Raw genomic sequence first — 22,624 nt, forward strand, 5'->3', positions numbered from 1 at the left:
GTTCTCCCGCCTTGACAAGCGGGGCGCGCCATGCGCTTTTCCCGCCCGAGATTCCGGCCTTTATTCAGCAATTCCGAGACCTGACATGACCCTTCATCGTTACCGTTCCCACACCTGTGGTGCTCTCACGGCAGACGATGCCGGCAATAATGTGCGCCTGTCCGGCTGGGTGCATCGCGTGCGCGACCATGGCGGGTTGCTGTTTATCGATCTGCGCGACCATTACGGCATCACGCAATGCGTGATCGATCCGGATTCGGCAGCATTCGGCACGGCCGAAACCGTGCGTTCGGAATGGGTGCTGCGGATTGATGGCGAGGTGAAGCGGCGCGATGCGGCGGCGGTCAATCCCAACATTCCCACCGGCACGATCGAAGTGTTCATTCGCGAGATTGAAGTGCTGTCTGCCGCCAAGGAGCTGCCGCTGCCGGTCTTCGGCGAGGCCGAGTATCCCGAAGACATCCGTCTGCGCTACCGCTTCCTCGACCTGCGCCGCGAGACATTGCATGCCAATATCGTCAAGCGCACGAAGATCATTTCGGCCATGCGCGCGGGCATGGGCGAGGCGGGCTTTACCGAATTTTCGACGCCAATCCTGACCGCCTCCTCACCGGAGGGTGCGCGCGACTTTCTGGTGCCCAGCCGCATTCATCCGGGCAAGTTCTTTGCGCTGCCGCAGGCGCCGCAGCAGTACAAGCAGCTTCTGATGGTGGCCGGCTTCGACCGCTATTTCCAGGTGGCGCCGTGTTTCCGAGACGAAGACCCGCGTGCTGACCGCCTGCCGGGCGAGTTTTACCAGCTCGACCTGGAAATGAGCTTTGTGACCCAGGAAGATATCTGGAACACGGTCGAACCGGTGATGACCGAGGTGTTCGAGAAGTTCGCCGACGGCAAGCCGGTGACCAAGGGCTGGCCGCGCATTCCCTATGCCGAGGCCATCCGGAAATATGGTTCGGACAAGCCGGATCTGCGCAACCCGATTGAAATCCAGCCCGTCACCGAGCACTTTGCCGGTTCCGGTTTCAAGGTATTTGCCAACCAGATCGAAACCGATCCCAAGGTCGAAGTCTGGGCGATTCCGGCCAAGAACAAGGCCGGTGCCGAGCCGATCGGACGGGCCTTCTGTGACCGCATGAACGCCTGGGCGCAGGGCGAAGGCCAGCCGGGGCTTGGCTATATCTTCTTCAAGGAAGGGCAGGGCTCTGGCCCCATCGCCAAGAATATCGGAGAGGAACGCACTGCCGCGCTCAAGGCGCAGCTCGGGCTAGAGGACGGCGATGCCGTCTTCTTCGTCGCGGGCCGACCGGAGAAGTTCTACAAGTTTGCCGGTGAGGCGCGGACCAAGGTTGCAACGGATCTGGACGTTGTCGACAAGGACCGGTTTGCGCTGTGCTGGATTGTCGACTTCCCCTTTTACGAGTGGGACGAGGAAGAAAAGCGCGTGGACTTTGCGCATAATCCATTCTCGATGCCGCAGGGCGGCCTTGAGGCCCTCAATAGCGAGGACCCGCTCTCGCTCACGGCGTACCAGTACGATGCGGTCTGCAACGGGTTCGAGATTGCCTCTGGGTCGATCCGTAACCAGGAGCCGGACACGATGGTCAAGGCGTTCGAGCTGACCGGGAAGTCCCGTGAAGAGGTTGAAGAGCAGTTCGGCGGTCTTTACCGGGCCTTCCAGTATGGGGCGCCGCCGCATGGCGGGGCGGCCTTCGGCATCGACCGTATTGTCATGCTTCTGTGCGGGGTGCAGAACCTGCGAGAGATCACGGCATTCCCGATGAACCAGCAGGCCGAAGACCTGCTGATGGGCGCGCCGAGTGCCGCTGAACCCAAGCAGCTTCGTGAATTGAGCCTTCGCCTTAACGTGCAAAGCTGATTGCACGCAGCGTCTGCTGACGGATTGCAGGGGTGGCCCAAGGCCGCCCCTTTTTTTTGCCTGCAACATGGTTAGCGCGAATTAACCAGCATTAATGATCCGTTAAATCCTTACTTGCTAGCTAGGTAGGCAAGATTTTCCGGGTTCGGATTCGCAGTGTGAAGTCGAAGTTCTCCCATGTCCTGATGCTATTGGGCGCCGTGCTGGCGTTTGTGCCCATTATTGCGGTGGACTACCTGCTGGATGCCTATGTCCAGTATCGGGAAAAAGCCGAGGCGCAGCGGTATGTTGAGTCCATCAGCTCACACATAAATTCAAGTGCGATGGATGGCGTGGCAGCGCTTCGCCAGGTTATTGCGGCCAGTCCTTCGCTATGTACGGCAACCTTCGTGACCAATGCGCAGGAAGCCATTGAAGGCGGCCTCAATCTCAAGCAGTTCCTCGTCGAGAACCTCGACGGTGTGCAGTATTGCGACGCCTATGGCCGCGTGGTGGACTATTCGCCACTGTCCCAGCCCTTGCCGGTGCCTGGACTCACCGAGACGATGGCGGTGGTCAAGCTGGGTGAGATGGACATGCCGGCGCTCAAGCTTTCCCAGACCTTTGGAGAAACCCGGCGGGTTTCCACATTCGTACCGCTATTGGGGCAATCGGAGAGCGCACTGAATGACACGCTGCCGGACGCGGCGATGATGCGTGTCACGCTGACCAACGGCCTTTCCATAGTCACGCTGGGCGACCCGACGGGTTTTGACCGGCGCCAGTCCAGCGCGGACTATATTAGTGCCCAGGGCTATGCGGGCCAGTTCCCGATCAAGGTAGAATATGCGCTGCCCTTCGCCATGGCGCGGTCGGGTTATGCCGATCTCGACGTGGCATTCACATTCATCGCCTGCCTTGCAAGCGCGGTATTCCTGATTCTCAATCTGAGCTATGTGCGCCGATCGCGCGTGCCCGCTTTCGATCTGGAACGCGCCATCGAGCGCAACGAGATCAAGCCCTATTATCAACCGGTCATCAATCTACGCACCGGCGAACTGGTGGGCTGCGAGGTGTTGTGCCGTTGGGAGAAGCGCAATGGGCAGGTGATACCGCCCGGCGCCTTCATCGACTATGCCGAGGTAACGGGCCTGGCCATCCCGATGACTGTCTCCCTGATGCAGCAGGTGCGGAACGATCTGGGCGATCTCTCCCGGACACTGCCGAACATGAAGATCTCGATCAATCTGTTCGAGGGCCATTTCCGCGATGTCGGCATTGTCGAGGATGTGCAGGCGATTTTCGGGCAGTCGCCCATCAGCTTCCGGCAATTGGTGTTCGAAATTACCGAGCGGCGCCCGCTGACCAATTCGATGACCACGACCAGCGTGATCTCCGGCCTGCATGCCCTGGGCGCGCGGCTGGCTATGGATGACGCAGGGACCGGGCACTCCAACCTGGCCTATCTGGCGACACTGGGCGTCGATGTCATCAAGATTGACCGCATCTTTGTGGACATGATCAAGCCGGGAACCACCCAGGTTCCGGTTCTGGATGGGCTGATCGCCATGGCCAAGGACCTTGATTGCGAGATCGTGGCCGAAGGCGTGGAAACCGAGGAACAGGCGCTCTATCTGCGATCGCGCGGGGTGCTGCATGCGCAGGGCTATATCTTTGCGCCGGCGTTGAAAGTTGGCGCGTTCAAGGAATTGGCGCTGGCACTCAATTCGGCGTCCAATCCTCAGCCGCGGCTGGAAGTGGTGGCGTCGGCGGCGGCCTGATCGTCGGAGCAGTCCCGCGTCAATCAACCCCAAGCTGTCGTATCTCTGTCAGCACAACGCTGAAGCTTCCACGTCCGCCGCATTTTTGCCGCCGACTCGACGCCTTGGGCTTTTCCAGCCTTTTCAATCCTTGTGATTGATGGCACCAACGCGGCCAATGGGCTTGCCGGGAGAGAGTTTCGTGACCACAGACATCAATGAGCAACGCAAGGCACTTCGTGATGCGGCGCTGCATTTCCATGAGTTTCCCAAGCCCGGCAAACTGGAGATCCAGCCGCTCAAACCCCTAGGCAATCAGCGCGACCTGGCGTTGGCCTATTCTCCGGGCGTGGCGGCGCCCTGCGAAGAGATCGCTCAGACGCCCGAGGCCGTGGCGCGCTACACCTCGCGGCAGAACCTGGTGGCTGTCATCTCCAATGGTACGGCGGTGCTGGGGTTGGGCAATATCGGTGCGCTTGCGTCCAAGCCGGTGATGGAAGGCAAGGCGGTTCTGTTCAAGAAGTTCGCCGGCATCGATGTGTTCGATCTCGAAATCGACGAAACTGATCCGAAAAAGTTCACCGACGCCGTCGCGCCGCTCTGGCCCACCTTTGGCGGGATCAATCTTGAAGATATCCGCGCCCCGGACTGCTTCGAGATCGAGGAGGCGCTGCGCGAGCGGATGCCAATCCCGGTTTTCCATGATGACCAGCACGGCACGGCAATCATTGTCGGCGCCGCGGTCCTGAACGGGCTGGAATTGGCTGGCAAGTCGATCGAGACCGTCAAAATCTGCACATCGGGGGCAGGGGCGGCAGCCATTGCCTGTCTCAACGTGCTGGTGGCGCTCGGCGCCAAGCATGAGAACATCTGGGTGGCCGACAAGGACGGCCTGGTCACTCACAAGCGCAACGACATCAATGACAAGTGGCGCGGACAGTTCCGACGCACCAGTGATGCGACGACGCTGGCCGAGGTGATCGAAGGGGCCGATGTGTTCCTGGGGCTTTCGGCAGCGGGGGCGCTCAAACCGGAAATGCTCGCCAAGATGGGGCCCAAACCGCTGATCCTTGCCTTGGCCAACCCCAATCCGGAAATCATGCCCGAACTGGCCAAGGAGACGCGGCCCGACGCCATGGTCTGTACGGGGCGATCTGACTATCCCAACCAGGTCAACAATGTTCTGTGCTTCCCCTTTATCTTCCGTGGCGCGCTTGATGTGCATGCGACCACGATCAATGAGGAGATGAAACTTGCTGCGGTGCGGGCGATTGCCAAGCTGGCCCGCGAGCCTGGGCTGGAGGTGTCACCCTCCGGCGCGCCGGCTGTCTATGGACCCGAACACATCATTCCCAACCCATTCGACCAGCGGCTGATCCTGCGCATTGCACCGGCGGTGGCGCGAGCGGCGATGGATTCGGGCGTCGCCAAGAAGCCGATTGAGGATTGGGACGCTTATTACGACGGCCTCAACCGCTTCGTGTTCCGCTCGGGCCTGGTGATGAAGCCGATCTTCGACCGTGCGCAGGGGCAGGGCAAGCGCATTGCCTTTGCCGATGGGGAAGACGAACGCGTCTTGCGCGCCGCGCAAGTGCTGCTCGAGGAGGGTATTGCCCGCCCGATCCTGATCGGTCGTCCGGCAGTGCTGGAGGCGCGCATCGAGCGGTTCGGTCTAAGCATCGAGCCGGGCAGGGACTTCGAGGTCATCAACCCCGAAGACGATCCGCGCTATCGCGACTATGTGAGCCTGTTCCATTCACTGGTCGGCCGCACCGGCGTGACGCCGGATACGGCCCGCACTATCGTGCGCACCAACACAACCGTCATCGGCGCCCTGGCGCTGAAGCGAGGCGAGGCAGACGCCATGTTGTGCGGGTTGCAGGGGCGTTTCATCAAGCATGTGCGGGACATCAAGTCGGTCCTGGGGATGCAGGCAGGGGTGACAGAGGCTTCGGCGCTCTCCATGCTGATCATGCCGCGCGGGGCCTTTTTCCTCACTGACACTTATGTCAACCAGAACCCCAGCGCCGACGAGATCGTCTCGATCACCTTGCAGGCCCGCGACCATCTCAAGCGCTTCAATATCGAAGCCAAGGCCGCTTTGCTCAGCTATTCGAATTTTGGATCGCGCGACGGCGACAGCGCTTACAAGATGCGCGAGGCCTATGCCAAGCTCAAGGCTATCGCGCCGGACCTGATCGTCGAGGGCGAAATGCAGGGCGACCTGGCGCTCAATGAGGGGCTGCGTGAACGCTACATCCCGGACACCATCCTCAAGGGTGAAGCCAATCTGCTGGTTTTCCCGGACCTTGATGCAGCCAATCTTTCGATGACGCTGCTCAAGGAAATGAATAATGGCCTGGCGGTCGGACCGATCCTAATGGGCATGCAGTCCCCGGCGCATATCCTGGCGCCGTCAGTGACCAGCCGCGGCATTGTCAATATGGCCGCCATCGCCGCCAATGAAGCCCTTGGAGAAACAGCATGATCCGGCACACCGTCAGCTTTACCCTCAAGCACCCGGCTGGGTCCGATGCTGAGCGTGTTTTCCTGGAGGCGGCGCTCGTGCTTGCCGCCATTCCGGGCGTGCAGCAGTTCGAGCGTCTCCGGCAGGTTAGCGCAAAGACCGACTTTGCCTTCGGCTTCTCGATGGAATTTGCGGATCAGGCCGCCTATGACGCCTATAACGCGCATCCCGATCACGTGGCGTTCGTGCGCGACCGCTGGGTGCCAGAAGTCGAGCGCTTTCAGGAACTCGACTACATTGCACTCTGAGCCGGGACAATGTTAAGTGCGGCCATCCGCAGTCGGCAGCCGAGGACAATCCATGAACCAGATAGCTGTGTTCAGCGGTAGCGCTCACCCCGAACTTGCGAACGAGATTTGTGCCGAACTTGGCGTGCCGCTCAATCCCACACAGATCAAGCGCTTCTCCAATGATTGCCTGGAAGTGCAATTGCAGGCCAATTGCCGCGAGCAGGATGTGTTCCTGGTCCAGACGCTGAGCGCACCGGTCCAGGACCATTTGACCGAGCTTTTGTTGATGCTGGACGCCGCGCGCGGCGCCTCGGCGGCGCGGATTACGGCCGTTATTCCGCATTATGCCTATGCCCGCTCGGACAAGAAGGATGCGCCGCGCATTTCCATTGGCGGCCGCCTGGTTGCCGATCTGCTCAAGACCGCCGGCGCTGACCGTGTCCTGACAATGACGCTGCATTCACCGCAGGTGCATGGCTTCTTCAGCGTGCCGGTTGATCATCTGCACGCGCTGCACGAGCTGGCGCGCCACTTTCGCCGCTATGATCTGTCGAACACCGTGGTCGTGTCGCCCGATCTGGGCAATGCCAAGACTGCTGCGGCCTTTGCCCGCTCTTTGGGACGCCCGGTTGCAGCCGGGGCGAAGGAACGCATATCGGACACGCAAGTGCGGATTTCAGCGATAATCGGGGATGTGCGGGGCCGCGACGTCATTGTTCTTGACGATGAAGTGGCCAGTGGCGGCTCCATTCTGGAACTGCTCAAGCATTTGCGCGGCAGCGGTGCACGAACTGTCCGAATTGCCTGTACGCATGGCATCTTTGCCGATGGCGCGGTGGCGCGGCTTGCTGCCGAAGCCGATGTAGCGGAAATCGTATGCACCAATACCCTGCCCAATGCGCTGCTGCAGCCGCACCAGAAACTGACGGTGTTATCAGTTGCGCCAGCCCTGGCCGAAGCGATGCGCCGGATCAACAATGGGGATTCGGTCAGTGCGCTGTTCGGCGAGGGTGGGCACGCTCAGCGCGTCGCGGCCGAATAGGAAACCGGGCATTAATCCCTTGTCAGGCATGGTTGGCCAACTTCAACTGGTCCATCCATGCCCACCCGTCTCAAACGTCCCGCATTCTGGCGCCCGCTGGCCTTGACCGTGACCCTGCTGGGGTTTCAGGGTTATCTGGGCTATTCTGCGATCTCGGGTCAGTTCGGCATCGAGAATCGGGAAGATATTCTGGCCGATATCGAAATTCTGCAGGATCGCAGCGCCGCTTTGCAGGCGGAAATTGACGCCTATCGGCACCGGGTTTCCCTGATGAATCCGCGCCATCTGGATCCCGACATCATCACCGAAAGGGCCCGCGCCATGCTGAACATGGCCCATGCCGATGATATTCTGGTGATGGTCAACCCGGAGACGGGTCAACCAATTTCTGGTCAATTTGTAGAATTAATCGATGATGAGTTAATCTCGATTATCCAAGCGGATTCAACGTTGTAAGCTGAATTGTTCGTCGCCCTGCAGGCAATGTTATTGCTTGGGCGCTTGCAGTATGATGCGCGAAGTGGCCTGATTGGCCAAAGCGGCAAGTTCCCCGACCCAAGCGGAGTGTAGAATGGCGCGCAAGGCGACGGCCACCAAGGCCAAGACGCAGCCCAATGTCCCCCAGTTCACCCAGGAACAGGAGCTCGAAGCGTTTCGCGAAATGCTGCTGATCCGGCGGTTCGAGGAAAAGGCCGGCCAGATGTATGGCATGGGTCTGATCGGCGGCTTCTGCCACCTCTATATCGGCCAGGAAGCGGTGGTCACGGGCATCACGATGGCCTCTGAAAAGGGCAAGGATGCCCAGATCACCGGTTATCGCGACCACGGCCACATGCTGGTCATGGGGCTGGACCCCAAGGGCGTGATGGCCGAATTGACCGGACGTCAGGGTGGCCTGTCGAAAGGCAAGGGCGGCTCGATGCATATGTTCTCGAATGAACACCGCTTTTATGGCGGCAATGGCATTGTCGGTGCGCAGGCGTCGCTGGGCACAGGCCTGGCCTTTGCCAGCAAGTACACGGGCGACGGCTCGGTCTCGATCACCTATTTCGGTGACGGCGCGGCGAACCAGGGCCAGGTCTATGAGAGCTTCAACATGGCCAAGCTCTGGAACCTGCCGGTCGTCTACATCATCGAGAACAACAAGTACGCCATGGGCACTTCGACCGAGCGTTCCTCGGCGACGACAGATTTCTCGATGCGTGGCGCCTCGTTCAACATTCCGGGCGAGCAGGTCGACGGCATGGATGTGCGCATGGTCTATGATGCTGCCCAGCGGGCCATCGAACATGCCCGCTCCGGCAAGGGCCCCTATATCCTTGAAATGCTGACCTATCGCTATCGCGGTCACTCCATGTCCGACCCGGCCAAGTACCGGTCCAAGGACGAGGTGACCAAGTACCGTCAGGAGCGCGATCCGATCGAACAGGTGCGGGCGCGTCTGCTCGAAGGCGGCTCGATCACCGAGGAAGAGCTCAAGAAGATCGAAACCGATATTCGCGCTGTTGTCACCGAAGCAGCAGACTTTGCGACAAATGATCCGGAGCCGGATGCGTCCGAGCTGTGGACCGACATCACCATCAAGGCCTAAGGCACGATGACCATCCTGCTTGGCGTCATTCTGCTGTTTGCGGTGCTGTCGGCGGTCATGGCCGCCGTACAGGCACTGGCAATCAGCAAGCTGGCGCCGGCCGATGCATGGCGTGGCTGGCTGTTTGGCTGGTGGCGCTTTGCCGAGGTCGAGCGCCGCGCGGGCCTAGCCGGTGAGGCGCACGCCGGCATCTATAAGCGCGCCGTGATCGCGACGATTGCCTTTGTTCTGCTTGGGCTGCTCCTGAGCGGCTGGATGGTCAATCAGCGCCCCGGTGGCGCAGCCGACATCGCATATAAGAAATTGAACGGTTGGCGGATCGACGCCGCAACCGCAAACCCCCATTCCTCTATCCGCCCGTTGGCCTCCATGCCCGGCGCGATCCTTGTGGAGAGCTGATATGCCCCAAATCCTCATGCCCGCCTTGTCGCCGACTATGGAAGAAGGCAAGCTTGCCAAATGGGTCGTCAAGGTTGGCGATCAGGTCAAATCCGGCGACGTGCTGGCCGAGATCGAAACCGACAAGGCGACCATGGAGGTCGAGTCGGTCGATGAAGGCACGGTCAGCGAGATTCTCGTCGAAGAAGGCACCGAGGGCGTCAAGGTCAACACCCCGATTGCCGTGGTGCTGGCCGAGGGCGAAAGCGCCAGCGAAGCGGCTGCTCCCGTGGCCGAAACAGCGCCTGAGCCGGCCGAAGCGCCTGTTGCTGCAGCAGAGAAGGCCGCTGAGACGGCGCCTGCTGCTGCGGCCGTGCCGGCCGCGCCCAAGTTCGAGCCGCAGGCCGATCCAGATCTGCCCGAAGGGGTGGAAATGGTCGAGATGACCGTGCGCCAGGCGCTGAACGAGGCGATGGCCGAGGAACTGCGTCGCGACAAGGACGTCTTTATCATGGGTGAGGAGGTCGCTGAATATCAGGGCGCCTACAAGATCACCCAGGGGCTGTTGCAGGAATTCGGCAAGGAGCGGGTGATCGACACCCCGATCACCGAGCATGGTTTTGCGGGTCTGGCTGTCGGCGCGGCCTTCGCCGGTTTGAAGCCTGTCGTTGAGTTCATGACCTGGAACTTTGCCATGCAGGCGATCGACCAGATCATCAACTCGGCCGCCAAGCAGCTCTATATGTCTGGCGGGCAGGTCAAGGCTCCCATGGTGTTCCGCGGCCCGAACGGCGCGGCGGCGCGCGTGGGTGCGCAGCACAGCCAGGATTATTCGGCATGGTACAGCCATGTTCCAGGCCTGACCGTCATCGCGCCCTATAGCGCGGCCGATGCCAAGGGCCTGCTCAAGGCGGCAATCCGTTCGCCCAATCCGGTGGTCTTTCTCGAGAACGAAATTCTCTACGGCTCGACCGGCCTTGTGCCGCAGGTCGAAGATTTCGTGCTGCCGATCGGCAAGGCGCGCATTGCCCGCAAGGGCGCCGATGTCACCGTGGTCTCGTTCTCGATGGGCATGCGCTATGCGACCCAGGCAACCGAGAAGCTGGTGGCCGCAGGCGTCGATGTCGAACTGATCGACCTGCGCACCCTGCGTCCACTGGACAGCGATACCGTTATCGAGTCGGTCAAGAAGACAGGGCGCCTGGTGACTGTGGAAGAAGGCTGGCCGCAGGGCGGCATCGGTGCCGAGCTGTCGGCCCGCGTCATGGAAGAGGCTTTCGACTATCTCGATGCCCCGGTGATGCGCGTGACCGGCAAGGATGTGCCCATGCCCTATGCTGCCAATCTCGAAAAGCTGGCGCTGCCGAATGTGGATGAAGTGATCGCGGCGGTGAATGCCGTGACCTATCGCTCGTAAGGAGAACCGGGATGCCAATCGATATTACCATGCCGGCGCTCTCTCCGACGATGGAAGAGGGCAAGCTTGCCAAGTGGCACGTCAAGGAAGGCGACAGCGTTTCCTCTGGTGACGTGATCGCCGAGATCGAGACCGACAAGGCCACGATGGAAGTCGAGGCCGTTGACGAAGGCAAGATCGGCAAGATCCTTGTCGAAGAAGGCACCGACAACGTGAAGGTCAATGCCGTCATCGCCGTGCTGCTGCAGGAAGGTGAGGACGCAAGCGCCATTGATGCTGCTGCCCCCGCGCCCAAGGCAGAAACGCCGAAGGCCGAGGCTCCCAAGGCCGAAGAACCCAAGGCCGAAGCTGCGGCTGCGCCGGCACCGGCGGCTAAAGCCGAGGCGCCCAAGGCAGCCCCCGCACCTGCCAAAGCCGGGGGCGAGCGCGTGTTCGCCTCTCCATTGGCAAAGCGTCTCGCCAAGGAAGCGGGCATTGAAATTGCTGCCATTTCGGGCACGGGACCCAAGGGTCGGGTGATCAAGGCCGACGTGGAAGCCGCCAAGTCCGGCAAGACACCGCTCAAGGCCGCTGCGTCTGCAACTTCTGCCGCGCCTGCTGGTGCGGCGATGGCTGGCGGGCTCAGCAAGGCCCAGGTTCTGGCGCTCTACGAGGAAGGCACCTACGAGCTGGTGCCGGCTGATGGCATGCGGAAGACCATTGCAGCGCGCCTGACCGAGTCCAAGCAGACCGTGCCGCACTTCTACCTGACGGTGGATTGCAAGATCGACGCGCTGCTGGCCGCCCGCGAGCAGATCAATGCCACTGCGCCCAAGAACAAGGACGGCAAGCCGGAATTCAAGCTTTCGGTCAATGACTTTGTCATGAAGGCCTGGGCCATAGCGCTGCAGCGCGTGCCGACGGCCAATGCCACCTGGGCCGGAGATTCGATCCTTTATCACAAGCGCAGCGACGTGGCGGTGGCCGTGGCCGTTCCGGGTGGCCTGTTCACCCCGGTGGTCAAGAGCTGCGATACCAAGAGCCTGCGCGAAATCTCCGAGGCCGTGAAGGATCTGGCGACCCGCGCGCGCAACAAGAAGCTGATGCCGCATGAATATCAGGGCGGCGCCTCTTCGGTGTCCAATCTGGGCATGTTCGGCATCAAGGACTTTGCTGCCGTCATCAACCCGCCGCATGGCACGATCCTGGCGGTCGGCGTGGGTGAAGAACGCGTCTATCCGGACAAGGGCGAGATCAAGATCGGCCAGTTCATGACCTGCACGCTGTCCTGCGATCACCGCTCGGTCGATGGCGCACTGGGTGCTGAAGTGCTGGGCGTGTTCAAGGGGCTGATCGAAAATCCGGTGATGATGCTGGCATGACCGCCAGGAAGCCAACTTCAGCGGCCCCCGAAGCAGAAACGCGGCTTTATGCTGCCGCGGTCGCTGCGACGGAAGGCTGCGAGTTGAAAGGCGCGACTATGCCCTACACGTCGATCAACGGTAATATGTACTCATTTCTCGACAAGAATGGTGTCGTTGCCATTCGGCTGGGCGAAGCCGAGCGCGTGGAACTGGGTCAGATTGGCGGTGAGCCATATGTGCACGAGAGCGGCGCGGCAATGAAAGAGTACATGTCTTTGCCGAGCAGTATCCTTGCCGATGGGAAAAGCGCGGCGGGTTGGCTCACCAGAAGTCTGGCCTTTGCAGCCACCTTGAAGCCCAAGGCAACGGCACGGAGCAAAAAGGCATGAAGACCATTCTCGCCTATGGCGATAGCCTTACATATGGCGCCGATCCAGGTGGCGGGCCACGGCATGAATATGAGGATCGCTGGCCGACCACGCTCGAACAGGGTCTTGGCGGTAAGGCCCGGGTTATCGCCGAGGGTCTTGGCGGTCGCGCGACGGCATATGACGACTGGACGGCAGCGGCGGACCGCAATGGAGCGCGCATCCTGCCCACGCTGCTTGCCAGCCATGCGCCGCTTGACCTGGTCATCATTTTTCTCGGCACCAATGACTTGAAGCCATTCGTGGCGGGTACGGCAGCCTATGCCGCTCGTGGCGCGCGGCGATTGATCGAAATGACGCGCGGCCACTTCGCCAGTGTTGGCGAGCCGGTGCCGCAGATCATTCTGGTATCGCCGCCGCATGTGGTGGAGACGACCAATGAGAACATGCTGAGCAATTTCGGCGGTCTGGGTCACCTGCTTCGCGAGTCGCAGGATTTCGCGCGGCACTATCGTCGTCATGCCGAGGAAACTGGTGTGCACTTTTTCGACGCTGCCAGTGTTGCCAAGGCCGATCCGCGTGACGGCGTGCATCTCGATCAGGCCAATACTCGTGCTATCGGCGAGGGCCTCGTGCCGCTCGTCAAACAGGTTCTGGGTCTCTGACCCTGTCTTATTCTGGAGGCCCAAATGGCTGACCAATACGATCTTCTCGTCATCGGCGCCGGTCCCGGCGGTTATGTTGCTGCCATTCGCGGCGCGCAACTGGGCATGAAGGTGGCCATCGTCGAGCGCGAGCACATGGCCGGCATCTGTTCCAACTGGGGCTGTATCCCGACCAAGGCGCTGCTGCGCTCGGCCGAAATCTACGGCCATATGGGGCACGCCAAGGATTATGGCCTGAGCGCCGAAAAGTTCGGCTTCGATCTCGACGGTATCGTCAAACGTTCGCGCGCCATTGCCGCGCAGATGAACAATGGCGTGCAGTTCCTGATGAAGAAAAACAAGATCGACATCATCTGGGGCGAAGCGACCATTACCAAGCCGGGTGAAATCAAGGTCGCGGCATCCAAGAAGCCGGTGGTGCAGCCGCAGGGCCCGGTGCCCAAGAATGCGCTGGGCGAGGGGACCTACAAGGCCAAGCACATCATAGTTGCTACTGGTGCCCGTCCGCGGGTGCTGCCCGGTATTGAGCCGGATGGCGACAAGATCTGGACCTATTTTGAGGCGCTGAAACCCGCCGAGATGCCCAAGAGCCTCGTGGTGATGGGCTCGGGTGCCATCGGGATCGAGTTCGCGTCCTTCTATCGTTCGCTGGGCGCCGAGGTGACGGTGATCGAACTGCTGCCACAAATCCTGCCGGTGGAGGACGCCGAGATTTCCGGTCTGGCCCGCAAGCGGCTGGAAAAGCGTGGTATCAAGTTCCTGACGGAAGCCAAGGTCGCCAAGGTCGAAAAGACCAAGGATGGCATTGTTGCTCATGTCGAGACCAAGGACGGCAAGACCCAGCAGGTCGCCGGTGACAAGCTGATCTCGGCGGTCGGGGTACAGTGCAATATCGAAGGGCTGGGCCTCGAAACCGTGGGCGTCAAGACTGAGCGCGGCGCCATTGTCATCGACGGTTATGGCAAGACCAATGTGGACGGCATCTGGGCTATTGGCGACGTCGCCGGGCCGCCGATGCTAGCGCACAAGGCAGAGCATGAGGCGGTCATCACGGTCGAGAAGATCGCCGGCTTGAAGGTGCATGGTCTCGACAAGAGCAAGGTTCCGGGTTGCACCTATTGCGAGCCACAGGTGGCCAGTGTGGGGCTGACCGAAGCCAAGGCCAAGGAGGCCGGACGCGAGATCAAGGTCGGGCGCTTCCCGTTTGTGGGGAACGGCAAGGCGATTGCCCTGGGGGAACCGGACGGACTGGTGAAGACTATTTTCGACGCCAAGACCGGGGAACTTCTGGGCGCCCATATGGTTGGAGCCGAGGTCACCGAGCTGATCCAGGGTTTTGTCGTTGCGATGAACCTCGAAACCACCGAGGAAGAGCTGATCCACACCATTTTCCCGCATCCGACGCTGAGCGAAACGATGAAGGAAAGCGTGCTCGACGCTTATGATCGCGCGCTGAATATCTGATCGCTGCGCGCGGCCTTCGGGCCGATGCGAACTGGAAACCAGAGGAGTTATCCACATGGTCAAGGCAATCCAGATCGGGCTGGGACACTGGGGTTTCAGTTGGTCGAAAGACGTTATCCCCAATGTTCCCACTGTCGAGATGGTGGGCTATGTGGATACCAATCCCGAGGCCACCGAGCGGGTACAGACCGAGCTGGGCATCGATCCCAAGCTGTGCTTCCATAGCCTGGAAGATGCCGCGCACCATACTGATGCGACGCTGGCGCTTTGTACTCTGCGGACCGAAGCGCACTATCCGGTCGTCAAGCGCTGTCTGGAGCTGGGCTATAACGTGCTGGTGGAGAAGCCTTTCACCACCACCATTGCCCAAGGCAAGGAACTGGTTGCGCTGGCCAAGGCACAGGGCAAGGTGCTGATGGTGAGCCAGAACTATCGCCACCAGCCGGCGCCCATCGCCGCCGCGGATCTGATCGCCGAGGGTAAGTTTGGTGCGCTCAACATGGTCTCGATTGATTTCCGGCGGCATGGGCCGAGCCAAGGCTATCGCTATTGGGACATGCCCGATCCGCTCTTGGCAGACATGTCGATCCACCATTTTGATCTGATGCGCTTTGTACTCGGCGACGAGCCAGTGCGGCTCTCATGCCGGACCTGGAACCCGCCGGGTAGTCCTTTCCGCTTTGACCCGAGCGGGGTGGCGACCATCGAATTCTCCAAGGGCACGGTTGTGTCCTATCGCGCGAGCTGGATGAATTCGGGTCCGGTGACGCCCTGGGCCGGCGAATGGGTGATGGATGGCGCCGAGGGGCAGATTGCCTGGAGCTCGCGCGACCATTTCCGCGACAAGGCGGGCCCCGATGTTCTGACCCTGTTGCCGCTCGATGGCAAGCCGGAGAAGGTCAAGCTGACGCCGGTCAAGTTCGCAGATCGCATGGGCACACTCAATGCGATGGCCAAGGTGCTCGACACCGGCGAGATGCCGCGCGGGTTCAGCTCGGGAGCGGACAATCTGGGCTCGCTCGCGCTGGTGCAGGGGACGATCCTTTCAGCGTCGCGCGGCGGGGACTGGGTCGACATCAAGGAAGTCATGGGCTAGTCGCCCACGCATGGCTGCCAATCACCCATAAGGCCGGGTTGAACCGGCTCTTCAAGGGAGCGATATAGGGGCTAATCCCCAGTCAGGACTGACATGGTCACGCTCATCGATAATTCGGCTGCAAAGCCACGCCACCCGGAAAAGGCCAATCGGCCGGACAGCGTCGTGTTGCGCAAGCCCGACTGGATCCGCGTCAAGGCGCCGGGCTCGCAAGTCTACAAGGAAACCCAGCAAATCGTGCGCGAGAACAATCTCGTGACGGTTTGCGAGGAAGCCGGCTGCCCCAATATCGGGGAATGCTGGAGCAAGAAACACGCGACCATGATGATCATGGGCGAGATCTGCACCCGCGCCTGCGCCTTCTGCAATGTGCGCACCGGCCTGCCGACTGCGCTCGACCCGAATGAGCCGGAAAACGTCGCCATCGCCGTCGAGAAGCTCGGGCTCGAGCATGTCGTGATCACCTCGGTGGATCGCGACGATCTCGCCGATGGCGGCGCACAGCATTTTGCCGATGTGATCCTGGCGATCCGCGCCCGCAACCCAAACACGACGATTGAGATCCTGACGCCGGACTTCCTGCGTAAGGATGGGGCGCTTGAGATCGTGGTGGCTGCCAAGCCGGATGTATTCAACCACAACCTGGAAACCGTGCCCTCGAAATATCTCAAGGTGCGGCCCGGCGCGCGCTATTTCCACTCGATCCGGCTGTTGCAGCGGGTCAAGGAACTGGATCCCACCATCTTCACCAAGTCCGGCATCATGGTCGGGCTGGGCGAGGAGCGAAACGAAGTCCTGCAATTGATGGACGATCTGCGCTCGGCCGATGTCGATTTCCTGACTATCGGGCAATATCTGCAGCCGACCAAGAAGCACTACCCGCTGCAGCGCTTCGTGACGCCGGATGAGTTCAAGTCCTTTGCCACTGTCGCGACCTCCAAGGGGTTCCTGCTGGTCTCGTCGAGTCCGCTGACGCGCTCGTCGCATCATGCCGGGGAAGATTTCGCGCGCCTCAAGGCGAACCGTCTGGCCAAGCTCGGGCACTAGGCATGAAGCGGTTTTTTGAGCGGCATGTGCCGCATCTGCCCGAGCGGATGTTCAATATTGTCTCGGACCTTGAGGACTATCCGCGCTTCGTGCCCAATTGCCAGGCGATGCAGGTGCGTCCCGATCCGGCGGCCGGCGGCAAGGATATCCGGCTGGCTCGCATGACCATCTCTTTCGGGCCGATCACTCAGGCCTATACCAGCCGGGTGAGCCTGGATTCAGTGGCCCGAACGATCTGTGCCAAGGCCGTGGACGGTCCGTTTGCCTATCTCGACAGCGTCTGGAGCTTCGAGCCTGAAGGGCAGGGGACGCGGGTGCGGTTCGAAATTGATTTCAAGATTTCCAATCCGCTGATCGCTGCGGTGGCCGAGCCGGCGTTTGCCGCCAAGCAGGAAGAGATCATGCGCGCCTTCTGTGACGAAGCCGACAGGCGGTTTGGTGCCTAGACAGACACCAGACCCTGCCTTTGTTGTCAGGCCAAGTCGATATGCCCAATCGACCGGCGGGCAATTTCATCCCGGCTTTCCTCGTAGCCGGCGTCAGCATAGCGCATGACGCCGAGTGCTGTGTCGTTGGTGAGTGCATGGGAGAGCCGTTCCGCTCCCGCCTCAGTGCCATCAGCAACGACAGTAACACCGGCCGAGGTCATATAGCCGGAATAGCCACCACCGCCAGAATGGACGACAACCAGGTCGGCCATTGATGAGCACAGCAGCATGGCGTCGAGGATGGGCCAGTCGGCAATGGCGTCCGAGCCATCCTTCATGCGCTCGGTCATGATGTTGGGATGCGCCATGGCCCCTGCGTCAAGATGGTCGCGGCTGAAGGTGATCGGGCCGGCAAGTTCGCCCTTCTCGACCATTTCATTGACCGCTAGCGCCAGTTCGGTGCGCTCGCCATGGCCCAGCCATGCGATACGCGATGGCAGCCCCTCAAACGGCACATGGCGCCTGGCAAGCTGGATCCAGTTGGTGACGATGCGGTTATCCGGGAACATCTGGAGCAGGCGGTCGTCGATCTTGCGAATGTCCTCGGGATCACCGGATTGCGCCATCCAGCGGAAGGGGCCGATGGCGCGGGCGAACAGCGGGCGCAGATAGGCCTCGGTGAAGATACGGATATCAAAGGCGTTTTCAACGCCGCCGTCCTTTGCATGGGTCCGAATGAGATTGCCATTGTCGAAGACTTCGGCGCCGCGCGCCTGAAAGTCGAGCATGGCGCGGACGTGATCGACGATGGAGGCCCGGCTGGCCGCCATCAGTTCGGCCGGATTGGACTTGCGCAGGCCCCGCACCTGTTCGAGCGAATAGCCCTTGGGCACATAGCCATAGACCAGGTCATGGGCCGAGGTCTGGTCGGTGACGATATCGGGTGTGATGCCGCGTCGCGCAATCTCGGGATAGATGTCGGCGGCATTGCCAACAAGGCCGATGGAGGTCGCGCGTTTTTCGCGGACGGCCGTGGCGATCATCTCGAGGGCCGTGTCGAGATCGGGGGCAATCTCTTCGAGATAACCGATTTCCTTGCGCTTGGCCGCGCGCTCGGGGTCGATATCGACGCAGAGGATGGCGGCGCCCGCCATGCGCCCGGCCAGCGGCTGGGCCCCACCCATACCGCCGAGGCCCGCGGTCAGGATGAAGCGCCCCGCCAGATCGCCATGGAAGCGGTTCTCGGCAATGCGCATGAAGATTTCATAGGTGCCCTGGATAACGCCCTGGCTGCCGATATACTGCCATGCGCCGGCGGTCAGTCCGCCCCAGCAGATCAGGCCCTTGCGCTCCAGCTCGTAAAACACCTCGGCCTTGGCCCACTGACCCACGATGTTGCAATTGGCCATGATGACCAGAGGCGCCCTGGCGTGGGTCTTGAGGAGGCCGATCGGCTTGCCCGACTGGATGATGAGCGTTTGATCCTCGTCCATGGTCTTGAGCGCATGGACGATGGCGTCGTGGCTGGCCCAGTTGCGGGCCGCCTTGCCGAGCGCGGCATAGACGACGAGATTGTCCGGGTCTTCGCCGACGCTCAGGACATTTTCAAGCAGGCGCAGCAGCGCTTCCTGGCGCCAGCCGCGGGCGCGGAGTTCGTTGCCGCCGGGTATGGGGAAGCGTGGATGGCGGGGGTTGGGGGTCGGCATTTATCAGCCCTCCCTGGACAGGGCGTAGGACGCCAGATCTATGCCCATGGTCTTTTCGACATGCGGATAGACGGATGGGTCGAGCACGCTGGATGACAGTGGAATGATGGATTTGGAGACATGCAGCACAAAGATTTGCATGCCCTCCTCAAGCTGGCCGACGCTGAGCGGCTCGCCGTCTCGCGAAAGCGTGGTGATGACGTCCGGGAAAGTGGCCTGCCGGACGCCGTCTCGGGTGTCGACGGCCATATATTCGTTCATGACATGCAGGACGGCGCCGGTTTCAAGCGTGACAGTTCCGACGTCGAAGGCCTCGTTGGTATAGGTCACCGCCTTTTTGGTGATCTTGCCTTCAACCAGGATCGCCCCGCCGGTGGTCTTGACGATGGCATCGATGATGGCGCTGCCGCCCTTGCCCTCGGCTGCGATGATGGCTTCGCCGAGCTTGAGCGCCAGGGAAATGCCGCCAAGAGCCGCGTGCTGGCGGACATAGCTGGCGCGGACAGGATTGCGGCAGGACGCTATGAAGCCACCGGACATGTCCGAGGCGGTGCGCAGGATCGGGGACACCTTGGCGGTGGCACCGCGGGTGACCAGCTCGATATAGCGGTTTTCCTCGCGATTGCCGCCCACGGCGGTCTGGATCATCGGTTCGGGCGAACCGGCCAAGCCAATCGAGCCCATATCGCCCGTGGGGTGCGCGCGGATATCGCCCACGGCATCGACCACTTTCAGGCCCAGCGCGGCCGAAGGCAGCCAGCCATTGAGCGTCGAGGACTTGCCATTCTGGCCGACCATCAGGCCGGCCAGTTTCTCGCCCAGCGCGTCCTGGAGCAGTTGCACTGCCTTGATGTAATCGACACCGCGCATTTCCCACGGTGTGGTCGAGGCCGGCGCGCCGATGGCGGCGGCTGTGGCCACCCAGTCGGTGTCGTTCAACTCCTCGACCGATACGAGTTCCGGTTTGCCGATGGAGACTGCCGCATAGCCCAGCATGCGCCCGTGATCGGCCCAGCCACCTCCGCCTGCCGCATAGACAGAGCCGCCTTTGACGGCCGCTTCCACGTCTTTGTCGGTAAGGATGCGTCCCATTATGCTGTCTCCTGCAGGTCTTTATCGAGCTGCCGCACTGCGTCGAGCAGCACGGCAGCGCCAAGCGCGATGTCCTCGGCCTTGGCGGATTCTTCAGGGGTATGGCTGCGGCCCTCGACACAAGGCACGAAGATCATCGCCGCCTTGGTGACCCGCGCCATCCAGGCGGTGTCGTGTCCGGCGCCGGAAGCCATGCGGCGATGCCGTGCGCCGATAGCGTCGCAGGCGGCATCGAGTGCGGCCAGGATGTCTTTATCGCAGGGCGTCGGCATATTGTCCGAGATAATGCGTGGCTCTGGCACGGTCACGCCGGTCTGTGCGGCAATGCCGGCAACGCCTTCACGCAATTGGGCGAGGAAATGCTCCATGTCGGCGCGGCGCTCGGCGCGCGCATCGATCAGCATGGTGACGCGCGAGGGCACCACATTGGCGGCATTGGGCTCCATGCGGAACTCGCCGACCGTGGCCGCGAAGTGGAATTCACCGGCGGCCAGGTCGGTGGCAAAGCGCTCCACCGCCAAGGCAATCCAGGCGGCTGCCGACAGGGCGTCCTTGCGACTGCCCATGGGGGTGGTGCCGGCGTGATCGGCGCGCCCCTCGACGGCTATCTCTATGCGGGAAATGCCTGCAATGGCGGTGACCACCCCGATGTCGAGGTTCTCGTTTTCGAGCACGGGACCCTGTTCAATATGCAGCTCAAGGAAAGCAGCAATATCGTTGCGCGTCGTCGTGTCTATGGCATTACCTCCGACTTCGGCGATTGCGCTGGCAAGGGTAACGCCCTCGATCTGTCGGCCCAGCCAGTCTTCGGGGCGGGTTCCGGTGATGCCGCGGCTGCCGACGCAGGAGACGCCGAAAATCGAGACCTCTTCGGCGAGGAAATCGATGATCTCCAGATCGTGGTCTAGTTCTATGTTCTTGTCCGCAAGGGCGCGGGCGACTTCAAGGGCGGCGGACACTCCGGCGATACCGTCATAGCGGCCACCATCGGGCACGGTATCGGAATGCGAGCCCAGCATGATGGTGCCGAGGCCGGGTTTGTTGCCCTTTCGGGAGCCGATGAGGTTGCCGACGGCGTCGATGTGAGTGGTGAGGCCGGCGGCCTGGAAGCGCTGCGCCAGCCAGTCGCGGCCCTTGAGAAACATGGGGGTGAAGGCGCGGCGGGTATATGGGCGGTCGGGCTCGGTGATTTTGGCCAAAGCCGAGATGTCCTCGTCGATGCGCGCGGCGCTGGTGGGCAGGTTGCGGGTCATGCGCGCGCCTCGGGACGGACGAAGCGACCTGTGCCTGGTTCGGACAAAACATCTGTTCCGTCAAAGACTTGCTGGCCACGAAGCCAGGTGCCGGCGACGGTCCAGGGCAGTTCGATGCCGTTATACGGGCTCCAGCCGACGACGTTATGGCCGCTGCGGGCGGCGTCATAGACCTGCGGGCGATCGACCAGAACGGTGATATCGGCGTCCTTGCCGGGCGCCAGCGCGCCCTTGACGTGGTCGAGGCGGAAGTGGCGGGCGGGGTTTTCCGCCATCAGTTTGGCCGCCCAGGTCAGCGGCACGCCATGGTCCAGGGCCCCCTTGATGAACAGCGGCACCATGACTTCGAGGCCGGGCACGCCGGAGGCGTTGGCGAGCATGTCCGGATTGGTCTTGCGGTCCTCGGACCAGCTGACGTGATCGGTCGAGATCAGAGTGACATTGCCGGCCGCGACATGCTGCCAAAGCTTTTCGACTTCGGCGCGCGGACGGATCGGCGGATTGATCTTGGCCTTGCCGCCGAGCCGGGCGACGTCGTTTTCCTCGTCCAGCGTCAGATAGTGAATGCAGCATTCGATGGTGGCGGCGTAGCCCTGTTCGCGATAGGTGCGGGCGATCTCGTAGCCGCGGGCGAGCGAGCAATGCACCACATGGGCGGGGCAGCCGGTCTGCGCGCCGGTCTCGTAGATCTGCAGCGAGGCCAGCAGTTCGGTCAGCGGCGGGCGGCTGAGGCCATGCGCGCGATAATCGGTGATGCCGGCCGCCTTGACCCTGGCCATGGCCGCACGGACCATTTCGTCGTCCTCGTTGTGAACGCCGGCTGTCAGGCCGGTTTTGGCGACGGCAGCAAAGCATTCTTCCAACAGGGCAGGGGGGATGCGAGGGAAGCGGATCGGATCGGTGCCGAAAGTCGAGAACTTGAAGGCGGCAACGCCGGCTTCAGCCTGTTCGGCTATGCGGGCGGCTCCCTCCTCCGGATTGATCGTGCCATAGAGGGCGAAGTCGACACGCGCCTGCGAGCTGGCATGTTCGATCTTGATGCGGACCGCGTCGGCGGAGCAAACAAGATTGCCTTCATCATAGGGCATATCGACGATGGTAGTGACGCCGCCGGCCGCCGCCGAGCGCGTGGACCAGATGAAGTCTTCCTGATCCTTCTGGCTGAGCGAGTGGGTCTGGGCATCGATGGCGCCGGGCAGGATCATGGCGTTGCCGAGATCGTGACGTTCCTTCGCGTCAGGACCTGCGCCCTCGCCGACCAAAGCGATCTTGCCATCGCGCACGGCAATATGGCCACGCGCGATGACGCGGTCCGGTAGGACGATGGTGCCGGTGAGGCTGAGGTCGAAGTCGGACATGGTC

Annotated in this window: 20 protein-coding genes; 16 read left to right on the plus strand and 4 right to left on the minus strand. The window is 61.7% G+C overall.

What is annotated here, in order from left to right; all coding sequences use genetic code 11:
* Positions 1-85 precede the first annotated feature (85 nt).
* The 16 genes from aspS to DDE76_RS06220 all read left to right on the plus strand — a co-directional run bounded on the left by aspS (position 86) and on the right by DDE76_RS06220 (position 17,229).
* Positions 86-1,876, plus strand: a complete 1,791-nt coding sequence (gene aspS, locus DDE76_RS06145) for an aspartate--tRNA ligase (protein ID WP_104894337.1) — start codon at positions 86-88, stop codon at positions 1,874-1,876.
* A 158-nt stretch (positions 1,877-2,034) separates the two neighbouring features.
* Positions 2,035-3,636 (plus strand): EAL domain-containing protein, encoded by a 1,602-nt coding sequence (locus tag DDE76_RS06150; RefSeq protein ID WP_104894338.1) that lies wholly within the window; start codon positions 2,035-2,037, stop codon positions 3,634-3,636.
* Positions 3,637-3,793: 157 nt separating this feature from the next.
* The gene (locus DDE76_RS06155; RefSeq protein WP_157955685.1) at positions 3,794-6,103 is read left to right on the plus strand and encodes an NADP-dependent malic enzyme; all 2,310 of its coding nucleotides are present in this window, start codon (positions 3,794-3,796) and stop codon (positions 6,101-6,103) included.
* Complete coding sequence (locus DDE76_RS06160) at positions 6,100-6,390, plus strand: Dabb family protein (RefSeq protein ID WP_104894339.1); 291 nt, start codon at positions 6,100-6,102, stop codon at positions 6,388-6,390. The genes DDE76_RS06155 and DDE76_RS06160 overlap by 4 nt, the downstream gene beginning before the upstream one ends.
* A gap of 52 nt (positions 6,391-6,442) precedes the next feature.
* Positions 6,443-7,414: a ribose-phosphate diphosphokinase gene (locus DDE76_RS06165; protein ID WP_104894340.1), complete on the plus strand. Its 972-nt coding sequence runs from the start codon at positions 6,443-6,445 to the stop codon at positions 7,412-7,414.
* A gap of 57 nt (positions 7,415-7,471) precedes the next feature.
* Complete coding sequence (locus DDE76_RS06170) at positions 7,472-7,870, plus strand: FtsB family cell division protein (protein WP_104894341.1); 399 nt, start codon at positions 7,472-7,474, stop codon at positions 7,868-7,870.
* A gap of 115 nt (positions 7,871-7,985) precedes the next feature.
* The gene (gene pdhA / locus DDE76_RS06175; protein ID WP_104894342.1) at positions 7,986-9,005 is read left to right on the plus strand and encodes a pyruvate dehydrogenase (acetyl-transferring) E1 component subunit alpha; all 1,020 of its coding nucleotides are present in this window, start codon (positions 7,986-7,988) and stop codon (positions 9,003-9,005) included.
* A gap of 6 nt (positions 9,006-9,011) precedes the next feature.
* Positions 9,012-9,404 (plus strand): hypothetical protein, encoded by a 393-nt coding sequence (locus tag DDE76_RS06180; protein ID WP_104894343.1) that lies wholly within the window; start codon positions 9,012-9,014, stop codon positions 9,402-9,404.
* A 1-nt stretch (position 9,405) separates the two neighbouring features.
* Positions 9,406-10,800, plus strand: a complete 1,395-nt coding sequence (locus tag DDE76_RS06185) for a pyruvate dehydrogenase complex E1 component subunit beta (protein ID WP_104894344.1) — start codon at positions 9,406-9,408, stop codon at positions 10,798-10,800.
* Between the two features lie 11 nt (positions 10,801-10,811).
* Complete coding sequence (locus DDE76_RS06190) at positions 10,812-12,161, plus strand: pyruvate dehydrogenase complex dihydrolipoamide acetyltransferase (protein WP_104894345.1); 1,350 nt, start codon at positions 10,812-10,814, stop codon at positions 12,159-12,161.
* Positions 12,158-12,532, plus strand: coding sequence for a hypothetical protein (locus DDE76_RS06195; RefSeq protein WP_104894346.1), 375 nt, complete (start codon positions 12,158-12,160; stop codon positions 12,530-12,532). Before DDE76_RS06190 ends, DDE76_RS06195 begins: the two co-directional genes overlap by 4 nt.
* Positions 12,529-13,176 (plus strand): SGNH/GDSL hydrolase family protein, encoded by a 648-nt coding sequence (locus tag DDE76_RS06200; protein WP_104894347.1) that lies wholly within the window; start codon positions 12,529-12,531, stop codon positions 13,174-13,176. Before DDE76_RS06195 ends, DDE76_RS06200 begins: the two co-directional genes overlap by 4 nt.
* Before the next feature lie 24 nt (positions 13,177-13,200).
* On the plus strand, positions 13,201-14,640 hold the full coding sequence (gene lpdA, locus DDE76_RS06205) for a dihydrolipoyl dehydrogenase (RefSeq protein ID WP_104894348.1): 1,440 nt from the start codon (positions 13,201-13,203) through the stop codon (positions 14,638-14,640).
* Between the two features lie 55 nt (positions 14,641-14,695).
* Positions 14,696-15,736 (plus strand): Gfo/Idh/MocA family protein, encoded by a 1,041-nt coding sequence (locus tag DDE76_RS06210; RefSeq protein ID WP_104894349.1) that lies wholly within the window; start codon positions 14,696-14,698, stop codon positions 15,734-15,736.
* Positions 15,737-15,829: 93 nt separating this feature from the next.
* Positions 15,830-16,783 (plus strand): lipoyl synthase, encoded by a 954-nt coding sequence (gene lipA, locus DDE76_RS06215; protein WP_104894350.1) that lies wholly within the window; start codon positions 15,830-15,832, stop codon positions 16,781-16,783.
* Between the two features lie 2 nt (positions 16,784-16,785).
* The gene (locus tag DDE76_RS06220) at positions 16,786-17,229 is read left to right on the plus strand and encodes a type II toxin-antitoxin system RatA family toxin (protein ID WP_104894351.1); all 444 of its coding nucleotides are present in this window, start codon (positions 16,786-16,788) and stop codon (positions 17,227-17,229) included.
* 26 nt (positions 17,230-17,255) lie between these two features.
* On the opposite strand, the gene DDE76_RS06225 is transcribed toward DDE76_RS06220, so the two are convergent.
* The 4 genes from DDE76_RS06225 to DDE76_RS06240 are packed head-to-tail and all read right to left on the minus strand — an operon-like array spanning position 17,256 to position 22,620.
* Positions 17,256-18,917, minus strand: a complete 1,662-nt coding sequence (locus DDE76_RS06225) for a thiourocanate hydratase (protein WP_104894352.1) — start codon at positions 18,915-18,917, stop codon at positions 17,256-17,258.
* Between the two features lie 3 nt (positions 18,918-18,920).
* Positions 18,921-20,009: a thiohydantoin desulfurase gene (locus DDE76_RS06230; protein WP_104894353.1), complete on the minus strand. Its 1,089-nt coding sequence runs from the start codon at positions 20,007-20,009 to the stop codon at positions 18,921-18,923.
* A complete protein-coding gene (locus DDE76_RS06235) occupies positions 20,009-21,262 on the minus strand; it encodes a Zn-dependent hydrolase (protein WP_104894354.1) in 1,254 nt (417 codons plus the stop codon). The genes DDE76_RS06230 and DDE76_RS06235 overlap by 1 nt, the downstream gene beginning before the upstream one ends.
* The gene (locus DDE76_RS06240; RefSeq protein ID WP_104894355.1) at positions 21,259-22,620 is read right to left on the minus strand and encodes a dihydroorotase; all 1,362 of its coding nucleotides are present in this window, start codon (positions 22,618-22,620) and stop codon (positions 21,259-21,261) included. Before DDE76_RS06240 ends, DDE76_RS06235 begins: the two co-directional genes overlap by 4 nt.
* Between the last annotated feature and the right edge of the window lie 4 nt (positions 22,621-22,624).

The organism is Devosia indica, from assembly GCF_003056405.1.
In the GTDB taxonomy this organism is placed as follows: Bacteria; Pseudomonadota; Alphaproteobacteria; order Rhizobiales; family Devosiaceae; genus Devosia; species Devosia indica.

Coding starts and splice junctions, on each gene's coding strand:
- DDE76_RS06185 (WP_104894344.1), top strand. CDS start 9,406: ATGCCCCAAATCCTCATGCCCGCCTTGTCGCCGACTATGGAAGAAGGC.
- DDE76_RS06210 (WP_104894349.1), top strand. CDS start 14,696: ATGGTCAAGGCAATCCAGATCGGGCTGGGACACTGGGGTTTCAGTTGG.
- DDE76_RS06190 (WP_104894345.1), top strand. CDS start 10,812: ATGCCAATCGATATTACCATGCCGGCGCTCTCTCCGACGATGGAAGAG.
- aspS (WP_104894337.1), top strand. CDS start 86: ATGACCCTTCATCGTTACCGTTCCCACACCTGTGGTGCTCTCACGGCA.
- lpdA (WP_104894348.1), top strand. CDS start 13,201: ATGGCTGACCAATACGATCTTCTCGTCATCGGCGCCGGTCCCGGCGGT.
- DDE76_RS06200 (WP_104894347.1), top strand. CDS start 12,529: ATGAAGACCATTCTCGCCTATGGCGATAGCCTTACATATGGCGCCGAT.
- DDE76_RS06165 (WP_104894340.1), top strand. CDS start 6,443: ATGAACCAGATAGCTGTGTTCAGCGGTAGCGCTCACCCCGAACTTGCG.
- pdhA (WP_104894342.1), top strand. CDS start 7,986: ATGGCGCGCAAGGCGACGGCCACCAAGGCCAAGACGCAGCCCAATGTC.
- DDE76_RS06240 (WP_104894355.1), bottom strand. CDS start 22,620: ATGTCCGACTTCGACCTCAGCCTCACCGGCACCATCGTCCTACCGGAC.
- DDE76_RS06230 (WP_104894353.1), bottom strand. CDS start 20,009: ATGGGACGCATCCTTACCGACAAAGACGTGGAAGCGGCCGTCAAAGGC.
- DDE76_RS06160 (WP_104894339.1), top strand. CDS start 6,100: ATGATCCGGCACACCGTCAGCTTTACCCTCAAGCACCCGGCTGGGTCC.
- DDE76_RS06180 (WP_104894343.1), top strand. CDS start 9,012: ATGACCATCCTGCTTGGCGTCATTCTGCTGTTTGCGGTGCTGTCGGCG.
- DDE76_RS06235 (WP_104894354.1), bottom strand. CDS start 21,262: ATGACCCGCAACCTGCCCACCAGCGCCGCGCGCATCGACGAGGACATC.
- DDE76_RS06155 (WP_157955685.1), top strand. CDS start 3,794: ATGGGCTTGCCGGGAGAGAGTTTCGTGACCACAGACATCAATGAGCAA.
- DDE76_RS06170 (WP_104894341.1), top strand. CDS start 7,472: ATGCCCACCCGTCTCAAACGTCCCGCATTCTGGCGCCCGCTGGCCTTG.
- DDE76_RS06220 (WP_104894351.1), top strand. CDS start 16,786: ATGAAGCGGTTTTTTGAGCGGCATGTGCCGCATCTGCCCGAGCGGATG.
- DDE76_RS06225 (WP_104894352.1), bottom strand. CDS start 18,917: ATGCCGACCCCCAACCCCCGCCATCCACGCTTCCCCATACCCGGCGGC.
- lipA (WP_104894350.1), top strand. CDS start 15,830: ATGGTCACGCTCATCGATAATTCGGCTGCAAAGCCACGCCACCCGGAA.
- DDE76_RS06195 (WP_104894346.1), top strand. CDS start 12,158: ATGACCGCCAGGAAGCCAACTTCAGCGGCCCCCGAAGCAGAAACGCGG.